Source organism: Sphingomonas rhizophila (assembly GCF_014396585.1).
Classification (GTDB): domain Bacteria; phylum Pseudomonadota; class Alphaproteobacteria; order Sphingomonadales; family Sphingomonadaceae; genus Sphingomicrobium; species Sphingomicrobium rhizophilum.
This window is the reverse complement of record NZ_CP060717.1, coordinates 611,972-628,453: the sequence shown is the minus strand read 5'-3', so window position 1 is coordinate 628,453 and position 16,482 is coordinate 611,972. Positions and strand designations below refer to the sequence as shown.

The 16,482-nt window shown below is 63.2% G+C and carries 18 protein-coding genes and 1 pseudogene; 5 read left to right on the top strand and 14 right to left on the bottom strand.

The features are described 5' to 3' along the window. The first annotated feature begins 57 nt into the window (after positions 1 to 57). Complete coding sequence (locus tag H9L12_RS03050; RefSeq protein ID WP_187542564.1) at positions 58 to 777, top strand: leucine-rich repeat domain-containing protein; 720 nt, start codon at positions 58 to 60, stop codon at positions 775 to 777. 226 nt (positions 778 to 1,003) lie between these two features. On the opposite strand, the gene H9L12_RS03045 is transcribed toward H9L12_RS03050, so the two are convergent. The 7 genes from H9L12_RS03045 to H9L12_RS03020 form a co-directional block, all read right to left on the bottom strand. Further along, on the bottom strand, positions 1,004 to 1,438 hold the full coding sequence (locus H9L12_RS03045; protein ID WP_425506796.1) for an ExbD/TolR family protein: 435 nt from the start codon (positions 1,436 to 1,438) through the stop codon (positions 1,004 to 1,006). A 17-nt stretch (positions 1,439 to 1,455) separates the two neighbouring features. Next, entirely contained in the window at positions 1,456 to 1,938 is a 483-nt protein-coding gene (locus H9L12_RS03040) for an ExbD/TolR family protein (protein ID WP_187542563.1), read from the bottom strand. 83 nt (positions 1,939 to 2,021) lie between these two features. Further along, positions 2,022 to 2,834 carry a MotA/TolQ/ExbB proton channel family protein gene (locus tag H9L12_RS03035; RefSeq protein ID WP_223177146.1) on the bottom strand — a complete coding sequence of 271 codons (813 nt, stop codon included), beginning with the start codon at positions 2,832 to 2,834 and terminating at the stop codon, positions 2,022 to 2,024. 45 nt (positions 2,835 to 2,879) lie between these two features. After that, the gene (locus H9L12_RS14060) at positions 2,880 to 3,251 is read right to left on the bottom strand and encodes an energy transducer TonB (protein ID WP_343060469.1); all 372 of its coding nucleotides are present in this window, start codon (positions 3,249 to 3,251) and stop codon (positions 2,880 to 2,882) included. Positions 3,252 to 3,313: 62 nt separating this feature from the next. After that, the gene (locus H9L12_RS14055) at positions 3,314 to 3,544 is read right to left on the bottom strand and encodes a hypothetical protein (protein WP_343060468.1); all 231 of its coding nucleotides are present in this window, start codon (positions 3,542 to 3,544) and stop codon (positions 3,314 to 3,316) included. Between the two features lie 206 nt (positions 3,545 to 3,750). Continuing rightward, positions 3,751 to 4,173: a dihydroneopterin aldolase gene (locus tag H9L12_RS03025; protein WP_187542562.1), complete on the bottom strand. Its 423-nt coding sequence runs from the start codon at positions 4,171 to 4,173 to the stop codon at positions 3,751 to 3,753. Continuing rightward, complete coding sequence (locus H9L12_RS03020; protein ID WP_187542561.1) at positions 4,170 to 4,910, bottom strand: SDR family oxidoreductase; 741 nt, start codon at positions 4,908 to 4,910, stop codon at positions 4,170 to 4,172. Before H9L12_RS03020 ends, H9L12_RS03025 begins: the two co-directional genes overlap by 4 nt. A gap of 66 nt (positions 4,911 to 4,976) precedes the next feature. Here H9L12_RS03020 and H9L12_RS03015 point away from each other — a divergent pair, with 66 nt between their 5' ends. Genes H9L12_RS03015 through H9L12_RS03005 form a run of 3 tightly spaced genes read left to right on the top strand, consistent with a single transcriptional unit; the run spans position 4,977 to position 7,293 of the window. Further along, the gene (locus H9L12_RS03015; RefSeq protein WP_187542560.1) at positions 4,977 to 5,546 is read left to right on the top strand and encodes a DUF1285 domain-containing protein; all 570 of its coding nucleotides are present in this window, start codon (positions 4,977 to 4,979) and stop codon (positions 5,544 to 5,546) included. Further along, positions 5,543 to 6,127 (top strand): CoA pyrophosphatase, encoded by a 585-nt coding sequence (locus tag H9L12_RS03010; RefSeq protein ID WP_187542559.1) that lies wholly within the window; start codon positions 5,543 to 5,545, stop codon positions 6,125 to 6,127. The genes H9L12_RS03015 and H9L12_RS03010 overlap by 4 nt, the downstream gene beginning before the upstream one ends. Next, a complete protein-coding gene (locus tag H9L12_RS03005; protein ID WP_187542558.1) occupies positions 6,118 to 7,293 on the top strand; it encodes a CCA tRNA nucleotidyltransferase in 1,176 nt (391 codons plus the stop codon). The genes H9L12_RS03010 and H9L12_RS03005 overlap by 10 nt, the downstream gene beginning before the upstream one ends. Here the strand turns inward: H9L12_RS03005 and H9L12_RS03000 are convergent. The 7 genes and pseudogenes from H9L12_RS03000 to H9L12_RS02975 all read right to left on the bottom strand — a co-directional run bounded on the left by H9L12_RS03000 (position 7,290) and on the right by H9L12_RS02975 (position 16,012). Further along, the gene (locus tag H9L12_RS03000) at positions 7,290 to 7,622 is read right to left on the bottom strand and encodes an anti-sigma factor (protein WP_425506795.1); all 333 of its coding nucleotides are present in this window, start codon (positions 7,620 to 7,622) and stop codon (positions 7,290 to 7,292) included. The two genes, H9L12_RS03005 and H9L12_RS03000, sit on opposite strands and share 4 nt — an antisense overlap. Beyond that, on the bottom strand, positions 7,622 to 8,053 hold the full coding sequence (locus tag H9L12_RS14345) for a hypothetical protein (RefSeq protein WP_425506794.1): 432 nt from the start codon (positions 8,051 to 8,053) through the stop codon (positions 7,622 to 7,624). The genes H9L12_RS03000 and H9L12_RS14345 overlap by 1 nt, the downstream gene beginning before the upstream one ends. After that, positions 8,050 to 8,631, bottom strand: coding sequence for a sigma-70 family RNA polymerase sigma factor (locus tag H9L12_RS02995; protein ID WP_246450534.1), 582 nt, complete (start codon positions 8,629 to 8,631; stop codon positions 8,050 to 8,052). Before H9L12_RS02995 ends, H9L12_RS14345 begins: the two co-directional genes overlap by 4 nt. Positions 8,632 to 8,872: 241 nt before the next feature. Next, complete coding sequence (locus H9L12_RS02990; protein WP_246450532.1) at positions 8,873 to 10,576, bottom strand: putative bifunctional diguanylate cyclase/phosphodiesterase; 1,704 nt, start codon at positions 10,574 to 10,576, stop codon at positions 8,873 to 8,875. Between the two features lie 77 nt (positions 10,577 to 10,653). After that, a pseudogene (gene parC / locus H9L12_RS02985) lies at positions 10,654 to 12,923 on the bottom strand (DNA topoisomerase IV subunit A). 43 nt (positions 12,924 to 12,966) lie between these two features. Next, a complete protein-coding gene (locus tag H9L12_RS02980; RefSeq protein WP_187542556.1) occupies positions 12,967 to 15,165 on the bottom strand; it encodes a UvrD-helicase domain-containing protein in 2,199 nt (732 codons plus the stop codon). Beyond that, positions 15,158 to 16,012 (bottom strand): hypothetical protein, encoded by an 855-nt coding sequence (locus H9L12_RS02975; RefSeq protein WP_187542555.1) that lies wholly within the window; start codon positions 16,010 to 16,012, stop codon positions 15,158 to 15,160. Before H9L12_RS02975 ends, H9L12_RS02980 begins: the two co-directional genes overlap by 8 nt. Before the next feature lie 92 nt (positions 16,013 to 16,104). Here H9L12_RS02975 and H9L12_RS02970 point away from each other — a divergent pair, with 92 nt between their 5' ends. After that, entirely contained in the window at positions 16,105 to 16,422 is a 318-nt protein-coding gene (locus H9L12_RS02970; protein WP_187542554.1) for a hypothetical protein, read from the top strand. Positions 16,423 to 16,482: the final 60 nt, after the last annotated feature.

The following is a 16,482-nucleotide window of genomic DNA, read 5'->3' as shown; positions in this document are numbered from 1 at the left end:
ACTCCGCTTGTGGCAAGGAAGACTGCGAACAGCCGTCTTTCCAGCGCAGGCCAAACCATGGATTTCCCGCCGACCCTCGACAGCGCGCTCAATGATCGGTTCCGCGGTCACGTCGACCGGGACTGGACGGAATGGCGTGACCATTTCCACGAGAGCGCGACGGACGTGCCGTCGGATGCGCCCAACGCCTGGGTCATTCGCAAGAAGTTCAACTACCGCGGCATCGGCGGCCGCCAAGCGCTCCGCCACCTCATCGCGGGCAACGTCGACCAACCATTCTTGGAGGAAATCGCCCATCTCGTCGGGCTCCGGCGGCTGGAGCTAGAGTCGCCTGTCGTGGCAAAGGACCTGGCGCCGCTGACTGGCCTTCGCAACCTGACCTTCCTCAGCATCGATAGCCCGCGCACCATCGACGACTTCGCGCCGATTCTGCAGATCCCGACGCTTCGCACCCTGCTGATCACCAATGCGAAGAAGATGAGCAGTCTGGACTGGCTCCGCGATGCACATCATCTCGAGGTGATCGGCATCGAAGGCGGGATGTACTCGACCTATACCATCCCAAGCATTGCACCGCTCGCTGGCCTACGATCGTTGCGCGCATTCCTCGCCGTCTCGACGCTACTGGCCGACAAGGATCTTGCGCCGCTCGCCCAGTGTCCGCGCCTCGAATACCTCCGCACCGCCAGGTTCGCACCGCGGCAGGAATTCGAAGCGCTCGGAGCATCTCGTCCCGACCTCGTTTGTCATTGGCTGCGGCCCGGGATGTGGCGTTAGAGCCGGCACGGCAAACTTGCTGGACGCTCAGAAGGGATGCGATTCGTTACCGACGAATCCGATTGCCTCCAGTTCCGCCTGATTGACGAGAGACGCGTCGGCAGAGCGATTGGTGGCAGGCGCCGCGTGCGATCCATCGCCGTGCCCATCGCCATGACGCCAACGAAAAAGGGCGGCCCCGAAGGACCGCCCTTGTTTCGTTCCGTCCGAACGGCGGAAACACGAGCTAGAAGGCCTTGATGTAGTTCTCGTTGCCGACGAAGCCCATCTTGCTGACCTTGGCTTCCTTCGTCACCGCCAGCACCTCGTCGACCAGCTCATAGCGGGCTTCCGCTTCCGGCTGCAGGTGAAGTTCGGGAACCGGGTTCATCTGCTGGGTGACGTCCAAGAATTGGCGCAGCTGGCCCTGGTCGACGGCGCTGCCGTTCCACAGAATCTGGCCCGACGCCGTGACGATGACCTTGTTCTTGACCGGGTCGATCGGCGGCGGCGTGTTGCTTGGGTCGTTCTGCGGAAGGTCCAGCTTCACCGCATGAGTCTGCGGCGGGATGGTGATGATCAGCATGATGAGGAGAACGAGCATGACGTCGATGAGCGGCGTCGTGTTGATGTCCATCATCGGCTCGCCTTCGGTGTTCGAGCCAGTGGTTTGCATTGCCATGCGAAATATTCCTTCGCTTACTGCGCCGCGACCAGGTCAGGCTGCGAAATGAAGCCGACCCGGGCGAAGCCCGCGCGTTGCATCGTGATGACCGCGCCGCCGATGCACTTGTACGGCGTATCTACGTCGCCGCGGATGTGCGCTTCCGGCATGTTTTCCTCGGTGATGTTCTCGACACCACCAACCGCCGCGATCTGGTCTTCCAGCTTTTTCACCGCCCGTTCGAGCAGTTCCTCATTCGTCACCCGCGTCAGGTTCCAGTAAACCTCGCAGGTGCCGCCCGGGCCACCGCGGACCGACAGGGAGACGTTCTCCGGCTTGGTCTGGGTGACCTCGTAACGAACGCTCGGCAGCTTCACCGGAACGGTCTGGATGACCACGGGAACGGTGATGAGGAAGATGATCAGCAGCACCAGCATGACGTCCACGAGTGGCGTCGTGTTGATGTCGGACATCGGGACGTCTTCGTCGCCGTTGTCGGAGCCTACGCTCATTCCCATTTCACGGTGTCCTTATCTAACAAACTCTCGGGCCACGGTCCGGCGGCACGGACCCCGCGCCGCCGGATCGGTTCTCGAACCGCTTAGCGGGTCGGGTCGGCCTGCGCGCCGGTCGGGGTCAGGCCCGGACGAACCGGTTCCGAACCACGCTGCGTCGGCGCTGCCGCGGTCTTGGTCTGCGCCGTCGTCTTGACCGGGCCGTCCAGGGTCGGGACGACCGCGCCGTTCGAGGCGAGGTAACCATGGATGTCGTTGGTGAAGGCACCAAGGTCTTCCATGATCGTCTTGTTGCGACGGATCAGCCAGTTGTAGGCGAGCACGGCCGGAACCGCGACGACCAGGCCGAGCGCGGTCATGATCAGCGCTTCGCCGACCGGGCCGGCGACGGTGGTGATCGACGCGTCACCCGACGCACCGATCTTGATCAGCGCGCGGTAGATGCCGACGACGGTACCGAACAGGCCGATGAACGGCGCGGTCGAACCGACGGTGGCGAGGAAGGCTAGGCCTTCGCCAAGACGCGAACCGATCGCGCCCTGCGAGCGGGCCAGGCCGCCGGCGACCCATTCATGCTGGTCGACCGGGTCGGTCAGTTTGCTGTGCTGCGACTGCGCGGTCAGCGCGTCTTCGGTGATCGCGCGATAGGCGCTCTTGGCTTCCAGCTTGTTCGAAGCATCGCGAAGGTTCGCCGAGTTCCAGAAGCTGGCGCGGACCTTCTTGCCCTGGTTAATGATCTTCTGCTGCTGCAGAAGCTTGGTGAACAGGATGTAGAACGAGAAGATCGACATGCCCACCAAGATGATGAACACCGACCAGCTGATCACGCCACCTTCGTTCAGGGCGTTCATCAGGCCGAAGTCTTGCGCCGAAGCGACGTTGGGATTTCCAGCTGCCATGATTTGGTCTTTCCTCAAAAAATTCGTTGTCTGAAGTCTTGGCTCTTATTCGTCCGGCAATTGCCAGCGAATGCGGCCCGTGTCCGTACCCGTGATCGGCTGGCCGTTCTGGTCCTTGGCCGGGGTGTAGCGAGCGCGGCGGCGAATGATGCTGCAGGTCGCATTATCCAGGGCCGTCGAACCCGACGAGGACGTCACCGAACAGTTGCTGACACGCCCGTCGGTACCAATGGTCAGCGAGACCACGGTCAGGCCCTGCTCTTCCGAACGGAGCGCGGCCGGCGGATAATCGTCAGTCGAGAACAGCGACGTCAGACTACCCTTGGCGCGGGCTGCCTGCGAGATTCGGGGCGCCGGTGGCGCGGGCGGAGCCGGCGGCACCGGGTCGGCGCGCGGGGTCACGGGAACCGGGACCATCGGCGTCGGCGGGACGACGATCGGCGACGGGGTTTCGATGCGAACCAGCGGCGGCGGCGAGCTTACCGACGGCGGCGGCGGGACGGGACTGTCCTCGGGCGGGGGCGGCGGCTCCTCGGGGGCGGCGGCTCTTCCTCGACGTCGAAGGTTTTGAGATCTTCAGCGGCCTTCTTGACCACATTGTAGGCCAGCCCTGTCACCAGCGCGTAGCCAAGGAAAATATGGAGAAGGGCGACAATGACGATCGGGATCGTCTTGTTGCTGCTCATCTCTCTGCGATTGGCGTAGGACATTAACCCGCAAATCTCCTTGTTCCGCGACCGGGGCCGCGGGGTTGGACGATGGACCGGCACGAGGCCCGCCGACCTGTTCTTGGCGCCCGATGTATCAACATATCATCGGCCACAAAGGCGCCTCCTTAATGAACGCCTAATGACCGCGCAATCGATTTTGTTCCGCTCCCGATGTGTTTGCAAATGAAGTTATGGACGCTTGCCGATCAGGGCGTCGGTCCATCGAAGGAAGCGATCTCGACGCCGACACCGCGCGCGTCGGGATACACGTCCGGTTTGACGCTTCGGATGCGCAGCGCGTTGACACCTTTCGCCGCGGCAAGTCGTTCATATATCGTGTGAATCAGCGTTTCCTGCAGATTGTAGCGACGCTCGCCCGCCAACCGCCGGACCTCCTTGACGACGACGTCATAATCCCATGCGTGCGCCTGCTCGTCCGCCGCCGGCGGGTGCAGCAGGCCATCGACCCAAAGCTCAATCGAAATGTGCAGGCGCTGCGGATTTCCGCGTTCGAAATCGTGGAATCCAATGTCGGCCATCACCTCCAGCGAATCGACGATGATGCGGCCGCTTTTCGGGCGCAGCCGGTCGGGCACCATGCCATCCAGTTTTATCGGCCAGTCGTTCATTGTTGCTCCAAAAATTGGACGTCTCGCAAAAGCGCTAGGAATCGTTGCCCGCCATCGATGGTCAGCGTCTGCCCGGTCATCGCCGGCTGCGCGATCAGGAAGCGCAGCGCCGCTACCAGGTCATCAGGCGTCACGCCGTGCTGGAGCGGGTTGAGGTCGTGCGTAATCTCGAACGCCGCCTCGTCCTGCCCTCCCGAAGGCAGCATCTGCGCGGGGGCGATGGCGTTGACCCGAAGTCCCCGCGCAGCGAGCGCCCGCGCCGCCACTTCGGTAAGGCCGGCCAGCGCGTACTTGCTCAATGTATAAGAAAGGTAATCGGGGTTGGGCGCAGCCAGCTTGGCGTCGCTGATGTTGACTGCGAGCGCGGCTTCCCCGGCATGCCGCCGCGCCCACTCGGCGATGATCAGCATCGGCGCGCGCGCATTGATCGCCATATGGGCATCGAACTCATCCGCGCTCGCCGCGCCGAACGTATCATAGGCGAATCGAGCGGCATTGTTGACGACCAGCGTCACCGGCGGGAGGCCGGCGGCATCGATCGCGGCAAAGATTTGCTGCGCACAATCGGCGGCGGCCAGGTCGGCCACGATCCGCGTCGCGCCAGCCGGCACGTCGTCGTCGTCGTGATGGACGTGCGCGGCGACCGACCAGCCGTCGGCAAGCAACGCCTCGGCAACGGCTCGCCCGATGCGACGCGCAGCGCCGGTGACGAGTGCGGTTTGCGGGACGAGCGCCATGGCGCCCCCTTAAGCAGCCCCAGCCTCCCCTCGCAATGGCGGGCACACTGTCCTAAGGGCGCGTCGATGCCGGAGACACGCCCACCGATCGATTTAAGCGGCCAAAGCCTCGCCGCGCTCGCCGCCCAGATCGAGGCGCGCGGCAGTCTTCCGCCGGTGGACCGCTGGAATCCCGACCACTGCGGCGACAGCGAGATGCGTATCGCCCGCGACGGCACCTGGTTCCACCAGGGCCGGCCGATCGAACGGCCGGCGATGGTCCGCCTGTTTTCGACCGTGCTTCGCCGCGAGCCTGACGGCAGCCACGTCCTCGTCACACCGGTCGAAAAACTCGGCATCGAGGTCGAGGCGACCGCCTTTCGCGCGCTCGAGATGACGATGGCCGGCGAGCGTGAGCAACGCCGCATCGCCTTCCGTCTGGATAGCGGCGACGCGGTGATCGCCGGCCCGCAACATCCCATCAGCATCATCGCCACCCCGGAAGGTCCAAGCCCCCGCGTCGCCGTTCGCCATGGCCTGGAGGCGGAGATTGCGCGCCCGCTCTATTACGAGCTTGCCGAAGCGGCGATCGCCGAGGGCGCCGACCCGCCCGGCATCTGGTCGGACGGCGCCTTCTTCCCGCTGGCCGGCGAATGAGCCTGTTCGAACGCCTAGCCGCGGGCCTGACCCTGGCCGCGCCCGCCGAGTTGCTTCCCGGCGACCTGCACGACCACGGCGTCGCGGAAGCGCTGCGCGAAGCGGCGGTGCTCGTCGCGATTACCGACCGGTCCGAACCGGGCCTGCTGCTCACCGAGCGCCGCGCCGACCTTCGCCTTCACGGCGGCCAGGTCGCGTTTCCGGGCGGGCGCATCGATTCCGGGGAAACCGCACGCCAGGCGGCGCTTCGCGAGGCGTGGGAAGAGGTCGACCTCGACCCGGCGCAAGTCCGCATCGTCGCCGAAGCCGATCACTACCGCACCATCACCGGCTTCGGCGTGACGCCGATTGTCGCCGTGATCCCGCCCGACCTGGAACTCACGCCCAACCCGGCCGAGGTCGAATCGCTCTTCGAGGCGCCGCTGGCGCACGTCCTCGACCCCGCAAACCACCGAAAGGCGACGGCCCGGTTCCAGGGCCGTGACCGCTCGTACATAGAGATCGAATGGGAGGGGCGCCGCATCTGGGGCGCAACCGCCGCAATGATCGTCAACCTGTCGCGGAGGCTCCGATGGAGCTGAATCCGGCGATATGGCTCGATCGCCACGGCGTCCCCCGCCTGCTCGACGCGCTCGACGCCCGGGCCGGCACCGCTCGCTTTGTCGGCGGCGTCGTTCGGGACGCGCTTCTCGGCCTGCCCGTCGCCGACCTCGACCTTGCCACCACGCTCAGTCCCGCCGACGTGATCGAGCGCCTCGACGCTGCCGGTATCAAGGCCGTGCCGACCGGAATCGAGCATGGGACCGTGACCGCAGTTTCATCGGGGACGGTCGTCGAAGTGACGACGCTGCGCAGCGACGTGACGACCGACGGCCGCCGCGCCACCGTTGCGTTCACCGACAGCTGGGCAGAGGACGCCGCGCGCCGCGATTTTACGATCAACGCCCTCTACGCCGAGCCGTTTACGGGCCAGATATTCGACAGCGTCGGCGGCGAGGCCGACATCGAGGACCGCCGAGTGCGATTCATCGGTGAGCCGCTGCGCCGAATCGCCGAGGACCATCTTCGAATCCTCCGCTTTTTCCGCTTCCACGCCCGTTTCGGCCGCGGTGAGCCCGATGCGGCGGGACTGGAAGCATGCACCGCGCGCGCCAACGACCTGATGGCCTTGTCGCGCGAACGGATCGCGGACGAATTGACCAAGCTGCTGGGCATGGACGATCCCGCCGCCACCGTTGCCCTGATGGTCGAACGCGGCATCTTCGCGCCGGTCATTCCAGAAGTGGTCGCCGATGCCGGTGCCCGCCTCGGCGCACTTCGCCAAGCGGAGCAGGGCGCCGGCCTTGCGCCAGCCGCGACGCGCAGGCTAGCCGCCATCCTGCCGCGCGACCCGGCCATTGCTGAGCGCGTCGCGCAGCGCCTGAAGCTGTCGAAAAAGGCGACCAAGCGCGTCGCCTCGGCCGCCAATCCGGCCCTTGGCGAGAACCCGCGCGCCCTGGCGTACGACATTGGGGTCGAAAGTGCCGCGGATCGCCTGCTCCTGGCCGGACAGCCGGCCGACGCCGCCGGGCTGGCCGACTGGACGGTCCCTCGCCTGCCGCTTACCGGCGGCCAGCTCATTGCCCGCGGTGTGCCGCAAGGCCCCGAGGTGGCGCGCACCCTGAAAGCGATCGAGCGGCGGTGGGTGTCGGCCGGCTTCCCCGACGGTGACGGGCTGGAGGCGCTGGTGGCCGCTGCCCTGCGCTAGCTGTTGGTCAGCGCGCCGCTGGCAAGCATGTCACCCGTCGGCTGCCCGGTTGGCGAACCACCGGCCGGCTCGTCCGATACGGCCAACGTCAGGCCGTCAACGAATGCCGTTGCCTTTGCCGGCTCGATGGTCGCCACCATCGGCTTGCCCGACGGCATTACCCCCATCGACACCGGCTTGCCGCCGGCCGGTATCATCCACAATTCGTGCGACCGGCCGCTCGGCGTCGGTACGGGCGCGGCATCGGCGACGACCAAGTGGCGGCTCGCCGGATCGTAAGTCGCGACCATGCGCACGATCTTGTCCTCGCCCGCGATCGCCGCAACCATCACAGGTTTTTCAGGGCCGCCCGTTCGGCAATCACCGGCGAAGATGCCGGCTCGGGCGTGACCGGCGGACGCACCCACAGCACCAGGGCCAGCGCCGCCGCGACCGCGCCGAGGGACGCCGCCGAAAAGCGCCACCGCACCAGCTTTCGGCGAAGCTCGTTGTCGTTGCTCGCGTCCGCCACCCCGCCCTGACGCAGCCGCAACGCCCGCTCGATCCGGCCATATACCTCGGCCCGTGGCTCGACCGCCTCGACGTCGGCGAACAGCGGCACAAAGCGCGCCCGCCAGCGCGCGATTTGCTGCGCGAAATCCGCATCGGACTCCGCCAGACGCAGGGCGTCCGCCTCGTCGCTGCCGTCGACCAGCCCAAGGGCAAGCTCCGCGGCCCTCAGGTCGCGCTCGTCTTCGGCAAGGAACACGTCGTCGCTCATCGATCCAAGCAACCTCTCAACCGCAACAATCCGCGGCGGATCCAGCTCTTCATCGTCCCCAGCGGCACGGCCTCACGGCTGGCCAGTTCGGCGTAACTCAACCCTTCGAAGAACGCGGTTCGGATGGCCCGGCGCGGCGTTTCGTCCAACTCTTCCAGGCAACCCGCAAGTCTGCGCCGGTCATCGGCGGCCTCGACCAGGTCGAACGCCGACGGCGCGTCATCCGCAACCTCGCCGGCCTCGTCGATCGGCGCGCTCGCCCGTCGTCCCCGCAACTGGTCGATCGACCGGTTTCGGGCAATGACCGCCATCCAGTTCAACACCCCGGCCTTGGCCGGATCATATTGCCGCGCTCGCCGCCACACGGATGTGTAAACGTCCTGAAGGACGTCTTCCGCATCGCTTTCCGACCGCAGCATCGAAACGCAAATCCCGAACAGTCGGCCCGACGTCCGCTTGTAAAGCTCCGCCAGCGCGGACGAATCCTCGGCCGCCACACGCAGCATCAATTGCTGCAGCTGGCGCGGCTCGATGTCGGCCGTGTCGTCCCTGGTGCCTCCCGTCATCGCGTCGACCATGCGACATTCCGCGCAGGAGGGAAATGGGGTCCCGGCGGAAAGCGCGGCAATCCAGGAGGCGGACTTGCCGGCCTTCCGCCGAGCAGGGCTCCGACAGGGGGACGAGCCACGGAGCCCCGTTCCGAATTCCGCGGACCTTGGGAAACCGTCCAAATGTCCTCCCGGCCGCGGTGGATACGGTGCGGGGAGAATACGGACGGCAGGGAGGAACGGATGCAGCAGCGGCCAGAAAGGCCGACGGTCAATGCTTGCGGCGGGATTTCCAGTAATCGAGCGCGGCCGACGCCTCGAGCGGCTTGGCGAAGTAGAAGCCCTGGCCCGACGAACAACCAAGCGCCGCCAGCGTCGTCGCCAGCTCCACGCTTTCGATGCCCTCGGCGGTGGTCGACATGCCCAGCGCGTCGGCGAGGCTCAGGACCGCGCGAACGATCGCCACGCTGTCGCTGTCCTTCATCATGCCCGATACGAAACTGCGATCGATCTTGAGGACATCGATCGGCAGGCGCTGGAGGTAGGCGAGGCTGGAATAACCGGTTCCGAAATCATCCATCGCCACTGTCGCGTCGAGCGCCTTGAGCGCTTCGAACACGCGGATCGCGCGCGCCGGATCCTGGACGATCGAGCTTTCGGTCAGCTCGACCGTCAACCGGTCGCCGCCGATCCCCGAGGACCGCAGGGATTCCCCCACCATGTCGGCAATATTGTCGCGGGCGACCTGGATCGCCGACAAGTTGACGCCGACATAGACCGGCAGCCGCGCGCCCACCTGGGCGTCCCAGTCGGCCAGCGTGTGGGACGCCTTGTCCATCGCCCAGCGGCCAAGCTGGAGGATGAGGCCGCTTTCTTCGGCCACCGGGATGAACTCGGTCGGGCTGATTTCGCCGCGGTCCTCGTGGGTCCAGCGGGCCAGCGCCTCGAATCCGCTGACCTCGCCGCTCTTCAGGTTGATCAGCGGCTGGTAGAACAGTTTGAGCTGGTCCTTTTCCAGGGCCCGGCGAAGCTCGGTTTCGATCGAAAACCGCCGCCGCGCGGCCACCGCCTCGTCCGGCTTGTAGACCTGGGGCTTGCCCGCCAGCTTGGCCTGCTTGACCGCGAACTGGGCGCTCCGGAACAATTCTTCCGGGTCCTGCCCCTTTTCCATCCGCGCCACGCCGACCGCGCATTCGACGCGGATCTCCATCTCGCTCAGCTTGAACGGCGCGTTCATCACGTCCTGGATGCGGTCTGCGGCAGACAACGCGTCACCCACCCCGCGGCCGATGCGCACCAGCACGCCGAATTCATTGCCGCCCGTCCGCGCCAGCACGTCACCGGCGCGAAGCACCGACATCAGGCGGCGCGCGAAGGTGATCAGCAGCTCGTCGCCGGCCAGGCCGCCCATCGACTCGTTGATCCGGCTGAACCGGCGAAGGTCGACCACCAGCACCGCGTGCCGTGATGCCTCATTCTTGGTCTCGAGCATGTGCTCGATCGATTCCGTAAAGGCCAGGCGGTTGGGAAGCCCGGTCAGGCTGTCGCGCAGCATCTCGGCGCGCAAATTCCGCTCGGTCTGCACCTCGATCGTCCGGTCGACCAGGCTGACGAGGCAATGCGGGCCGTATTTCTCGCTCCGGCCGAGCGGCGCCAGCTTGATCCGGAAATGCCGCGCCGACAGTCCCTCGCCGTCGGTGAAGTCGAGTTCGCTGGGGCTTCCGAAATCGGCCAGGAAGTCCGTCATCAGCCGGGCGATCTGCAAATGCGTGCAGCCGGTGAAATTGCCCGCCACGATCGCCGCGTCGCCGGTCGTCGCCATCGCCTCGTCGAATTTGGGATTGCGGTCGACCAGCTTCAGCACGCCCTGCCGGTTGAGACCGACGATGGCGGCGGCAATCGGCAAGGCTTCGAGCAAGGCCCGGTCGTTCGCGCCGAGGCGCGTTTCGTAGGGACTCTTCGTTCCTGCAGGCACGCCAAAAGGCGTCACCGAGCGAGGTGCTGCAGCCGTCATTCGCCCGGCATTAAACGGGACAGGTTAACGTAGTGCTTTCACTTGCCTTGATCAGGATTAACTTGCGCCGCCGCAGGCACCGGCTCGAACCGGTTCGAGCGGGGGAAACCGTTGGGCGCGATCCGACCGGCCGCGCTTCGGATCGCCCGCCACGGCGTCAGGTCGGTCTCGCTGCGCACGCGCCCGCTCTCCCCGCCCAGCGGCCAGGAGATTCCCTCGGCCAGCGCGAAGGCGATGACGTCGCTGAGGCCCCCGTCGCGATAGCGCTGAAGCTGCACGCCGCTGCCGCGTCCCAGCTCGGGCAGCTCGTCCAGCTTGAACACCAGCATCTTGCGGTTCTCGCCGATCACCGCGACCGAATCCGCATTGCCCGGCACCGTATTGAGCACCGCCATCCGCGCGCCGGTGCGAAGGTTCATCAGCTGCTTGCCCTTGCGCGTTTCGGCCAGCACCGCCTCGCCGCTCGTCACGAAGCCGCGCCCGTCGGACGACGCCGCCAGCAGCCGCGTGTCCGGCCGCACCACCAGCATCGCCACCACCTCGGCCTCCGCCTCCAGGTCGATGGTCAGCCGAACCGGCTCGCCGAACCCGCGCCCGCCGGGCAGCTTGTCGCCGGCCAGCGTGAACACCCGCCCGTTGCTCGCCGCGATCAGGATCTTGTCGGTCGTCTGGGCATGGATCGGCGCGCCCCACAGTTCGTCGCCCTCACGGAACTTGAGGCTATCGAATTCCCCCGCCGCCAGATGCCCGCGCATCGCCCGGATCCAGCCGCGCTGCGACAGGATGACGGTGATCGGCTCCTTCTCGATCATCTGGCTCCAGTCGAGCTCCCGGCTCGGGCCAGACTCCACAAGGTGCGTCCGCCGCTCGTCGCCCGCATAGGCCTTGGCCAGCTCGCCCAGGTCGCGCTTCAACCGCGTCCGCTGCCGAGCGGGACTTTCCACCAGCTTCGCCAGCTCCTCCCGCTCCTTGGCCAGCGCGTCGCGCTCCTTGCCGATCTCCATTTCCTCCAGCCGCCGCAGGGACCGCAGCCGCATGTTGAGGATCGCCTCGGCCTGCCGGTCGGTCAGTTCGAATTCCGCGATCATCACCGCCTTGGGCTCGTCCTCGGTGCGGATGATCTCGATCACCCGGTCGAGGTTGAGGAACGCCTTCAGGAACCCGTCGAGCAGCTCCAGCCGGTCGTCGATCTTGCCGATCCGCGTGGTCGATCGCCGCACCAGCACCTCGATCTGGTGCTCCAGCCACGCCAGCAGCGCCTGGCGAAGGCTCATCACCCCCGGCGTCCGCGTCTTGTCGAGCACGTTGAGGTTGAGCGGGAAGCGCACCTCCAGCTCGGAGAGCTTGAACAGGCTCTCCATCAGCAATTCGGGATCGACCGTCCGCGACCGCGGCTCCAGCACGATCCGCACATGCTCGTCGCTCTCGTCGCGAATGTCGGCCAGGATCGGCAGCTTCTTGGTCGCGATCAGGTCCGCGATCGTCTCGATCAGCTTCGATTTCTGGACGCCATAGGGATCTCGCTGACCAGCAGGTGCCAGCCCCCGCCCTTCTCCCGCTCGACCTCGATCCGCGCCCGCAACCGGAAACTGCCCCGCCCGGTGGCATAGGCCTGCGTGATCGCCTCGCGCCCGTCGACCAGCACGCCCCCTGTGGGAAAGTCCGGCCCCTGGACGAAGTCCATCAGGGCCCGGTCCTCAGCGTGCGGGTTGTCGATCAGGTGCGTCGCCGCCTCGACCAGCTCGCCGACGTTGTGCGGCGGGATCGACGTCGCCATGCCGACCGCGATCCCGCTCGCGCCGTTGGCCAGCAGATTGGGGAACAGGCCGGGGAAGACCTCGGGCTCTTCCTCCTCGCCATTATAGGTCGCGCGGTAATCGACCGTGCCCTCGTCCAGACCGGCCATCAGCCGCGTCGCCGTCGCCGTCAGCCGCGCCTCGGTATAGCGATAGGCGGCGGCATTATCCCCGTCGATGTTGCCGAAATTGCCCTGCCCGTCGACCAGCGGATAACGAAGCGCGAACGACTGGGCGAGCCGCACCATCGCGTCATAAACCGACGCGTCCCCGTGCGGATGATATTTGCCGATGACGTCGCCAACGACCCGCGCGCTTTTCTTGTAGGCATTGGCCGGATCGAGCTTCAGCAGCCGCATCGCCCACAACAGGCGGCGGTGGACGGGCTTGAGGCCGTCGCGGACGTCGGGGAGGGATCGCGCGGTAATCGTCGAGAGGGCGTAGACGAGGTAGCGTTCGGAGAGGGCGCTATCGAACGGCGTGTCGATGATGGAATCGGACGGGACTTGCATGGCGCAGCGTTAGCAAGCGCAGCGCGGCGCTTCCACCAGTGCCCTAGCCTTGCATCAATGTTCCGTTGCTGAGAGACCCGGTAAGTATTTTGGCCGGACCACGTTGCTCGTTTGCAGAATGAAGATAAAGTTTATTCCTTGCGCGACTTGCGCCGAGGTAGAGTCGACTGATCATCCTGCGTTGAGCGTTAACACCATGCTTTATATCAAAATCTGCCTCATCGACATTTATCAGGTGGACTTCTTCGAATTGCAGCCCAGCAACATATTCCGGCATGCTCAGAACGAATTTTCGTCGGGCATACTTTAGTTCTGCCATCTCCTCACGTGAAACGACAGGGACGTGTAACCCTTTTCCTCGTCCAGCTTGACGGTAAACATCGAAGAGCCGTTCATTCAAACATATTACTGCGACTTGGCGCCCTCCCCCATCGATGCTGTGCGCTGATTCTGAAGCAGATCTAAAAACGTGGTCGATCAATGCTTGATTTGTAGCAAAGGTTTTCAAAGTGGGTCGATCACCATGTTCCAATTGGGACTTGCCAGCATAGGTCGACCACTCCCCCTCTAGATCAAGAGCCGGAAATGATCCGTCAATTGACTGCAAGAATGCCGCAATTTCTGGCGTCGAGCGAAAGACCTCAGTAAGTTCCACAAGGTCGCTGTGTCCGGCGCGCGTCGCCATAAACTGCGGGGACGTTCGGCCAACGAGGCCCGCATCGGAAGTGCCTTGCTTCAGATCGTAAGCCATGAAGAGCGGTAAATTTCCGTCGATACCAGCTGTTGCTTTGAACAAGTGGTGGAACGAGGCCGCCTCGTTCCTATTAAAAAAATGATACTCGTCGACAAGAATTGCATCGAACCCTTGCTCTTGCCGTAATCTTCTCCACGCATGAGAGGCAAGATACTTGTTTAAATCAGAAATCATCTGATCCATGCTCATAAAGTCTTGTTCAAGCAATTCATCCGAGTATATTTCGTGTACGTCGAGCAGGAACTTCCTGTCCCATTCGTTTAGAGAAAAGGAATGCCCCTCCCTATCAGATTTAAGATAGCGTTCCGCCTCAATACTGCCCTTCTGAATGTTATCTGCATCTATGATTGAGGCAAACTCATTCATGATTTCGCTTATCAGGTGATCACTATTTTCGGGGTCCAAGAGTCGCTTTAATTCAGCGCCTGCCGACTCTTCGATAGTGAGCAGTATGTCTGGGCGGGTGCGGACTGAGTCGATAGCATCAGAGATGAGAATGCGTTGGAGCTCCCGCCCTTCGCGTCCATCAAGCGACAATGGCTTAAGGCCCTTTCCTTCATAATTGAGCAATCGCTCCGCGAGCTTGTATAGAGTTCCAACGAACAGATGTTGCGCCGCGAAATGCTCCCACTCACTGGCAGGATCCATTGCGTAGAGCATGCCCAGGATGACCTCGTCGGCAAGCGCTTCGCTGTGCGTGATAACAGCTAGTCTAAGGGCGCGACTGGCCTCGTTCGCGTCACGCATTTCCTTCAAGGCTTTGATGGCGATCGCCTGCGTTTTGCCCGTGCCCGCAGCTCCCTTCAACCGTACTGGCCCCGTTAACGGGCTAGCGATGAACTTGAGTTGGGGGACCGTGGCTCGTCTAGCTAGCCAATCTTGCAAGGAGATCATGCCTGCAATTTGAGCGCCGATTGGCTCAGCTAAGGTAATGCCGAACTGACCATCTTCCGGAGTAACGACCTCCGGCTCTGCGACGATCGCTTCTAACAGGCCCTCTTTAGCTCGACGATACAGATCCCACTCTGGCTCGTGCTCGTCTAATCGCCTTGGCCCCTCAGACACCGCGAATGCAAATACGCTGCCATCGTCGCCTCGTGGGCAAGTATCAAAATATAGGCGGTAATCTGTCGTCGAATTCAACCCCTCAGCGTAAATGGATATTCGACTGCCCTCGTGATAAGGAGCCCACGCAGCCGGTATAACGATATTCTTGTCCATGCTCTTAAGTGCGACGCGCATAATTCTCTGAAACCACTTCCGACCGTCTGGAGCCGATTTCAGGTCGATTTGCTTAAGGTTGAGAACGAGAATAGGTGTTTCTAGCGAAGCATTCTTTGCCAGAAAATATCTAACAGTTCCTTGCGTGCCTTGCTTCAAACGATCACTAGAGTCGTGAATTTTGAAGTTATCCAGAAAGCTATCCAGAATTAGAGATCGCGAAAATAGCGTTATAGCACTTTGATCAAGAACTAGAGCCTCAATCATTTACCAAATCTCCTAGAAATTCCTCAACGATCTCAGATTCAGTCGCCTTCAATCTTGATCGCAAGTCATTCTCATAATCCGCCGATAATCCGATCCTCGAGAAGAGGAATGCCATTTTCTGAATCATAGCAAACCGAACGTTATCAGCCAGTCGGGCACACCTAATGTATTTCGGCCCGGTATCTTCCACCGAAACAGTACTAGTACCAACGTCATTTTCAGATATCGAAATGAATGATCTGAGACGCACGATTAGAGGCCCATGACCGAGGTCAGGAAGAGCCGGGAGGTGGAAAATGTCTGCCGGGCCCTTTCTGTCGTCCAGTACGCTTAAAAATGAACTTTCAATGGTTTTCTTGCTGTGTCCCAATAGCAGCGAGGCCTTTTTCAGGATATCAAACTGTTCTTCATCAAGGATGACATCCATTAGCTTCAGCGCTTCGATCTTTTCGAGGAATTCTTCCCTCTTCTTCCCGGCTTCGAACTTCAGCCGATCAGCAAGCGCTTCCGGCTCAAACGTGGACAGCAATAATTGCAAGCCGTCCTCGTCAAGAAGCTTTGCGCCGCCTCGCCCGACGAAAGACTGATTCGCAGCTTCTAAAACTTGCCTGGACAGCTTTGCTTTCAGCCGCCCGCATTCCATTCTACACCAGAAATCTCGCAAATAACGTGAGGGAGGATACGCTAAAATGAGAGTAAGTTCTCCGCCGTGTTTACTATTTGATATATCGCAGTCGGCGGTGACGAGAATTCCGTAAACGCCATCGTCTGAAGTTAGTCGAAAGACGTCGCCCTGTCTGACTGGATCAGATGCACGAAAAGATTCGACTAAATAGTCCATGTCCATTTTTGACCGGCAATTTATTTTTGAGTCAAGAAGTGCGGGCGAGGCGAAAATCCACTTTCCTACGGAGGTCGCGCGAACCCATAAGCTGGTGGATGAAATACGATCCTGACGAGCGCGAGCCCCTGCCTCGCTACCGCCATCCCTTCTTCATCTCGCAGAAGCGGGAGCCGTTGCCGATGCTGTTCGATGAGGACGGCTATCCCTTCATCCAGTTCAAGCCGGTGCCGCAGCTTCGGCGGCGGCGCGTGGGCGAGACGGCCCAGGCTCTGCGCGGCAACGCCGCGTGGAAGGCCGGCGAGGGCGGGATGAGCAGCGGCAGCAGGCGTTCATTGCCCTCCTCGCCCGCGTGCCCTCCGTCCGCCACGCCGCGCGGCTTGTGGGATGAGCGCGCGGTAGCCGTCACGGAGTAAATCCGTGACGTCAGTCGGCGGCTTGCGCCGCCGCTGGCCGGGCTAGCGCCTCTCTTCGCG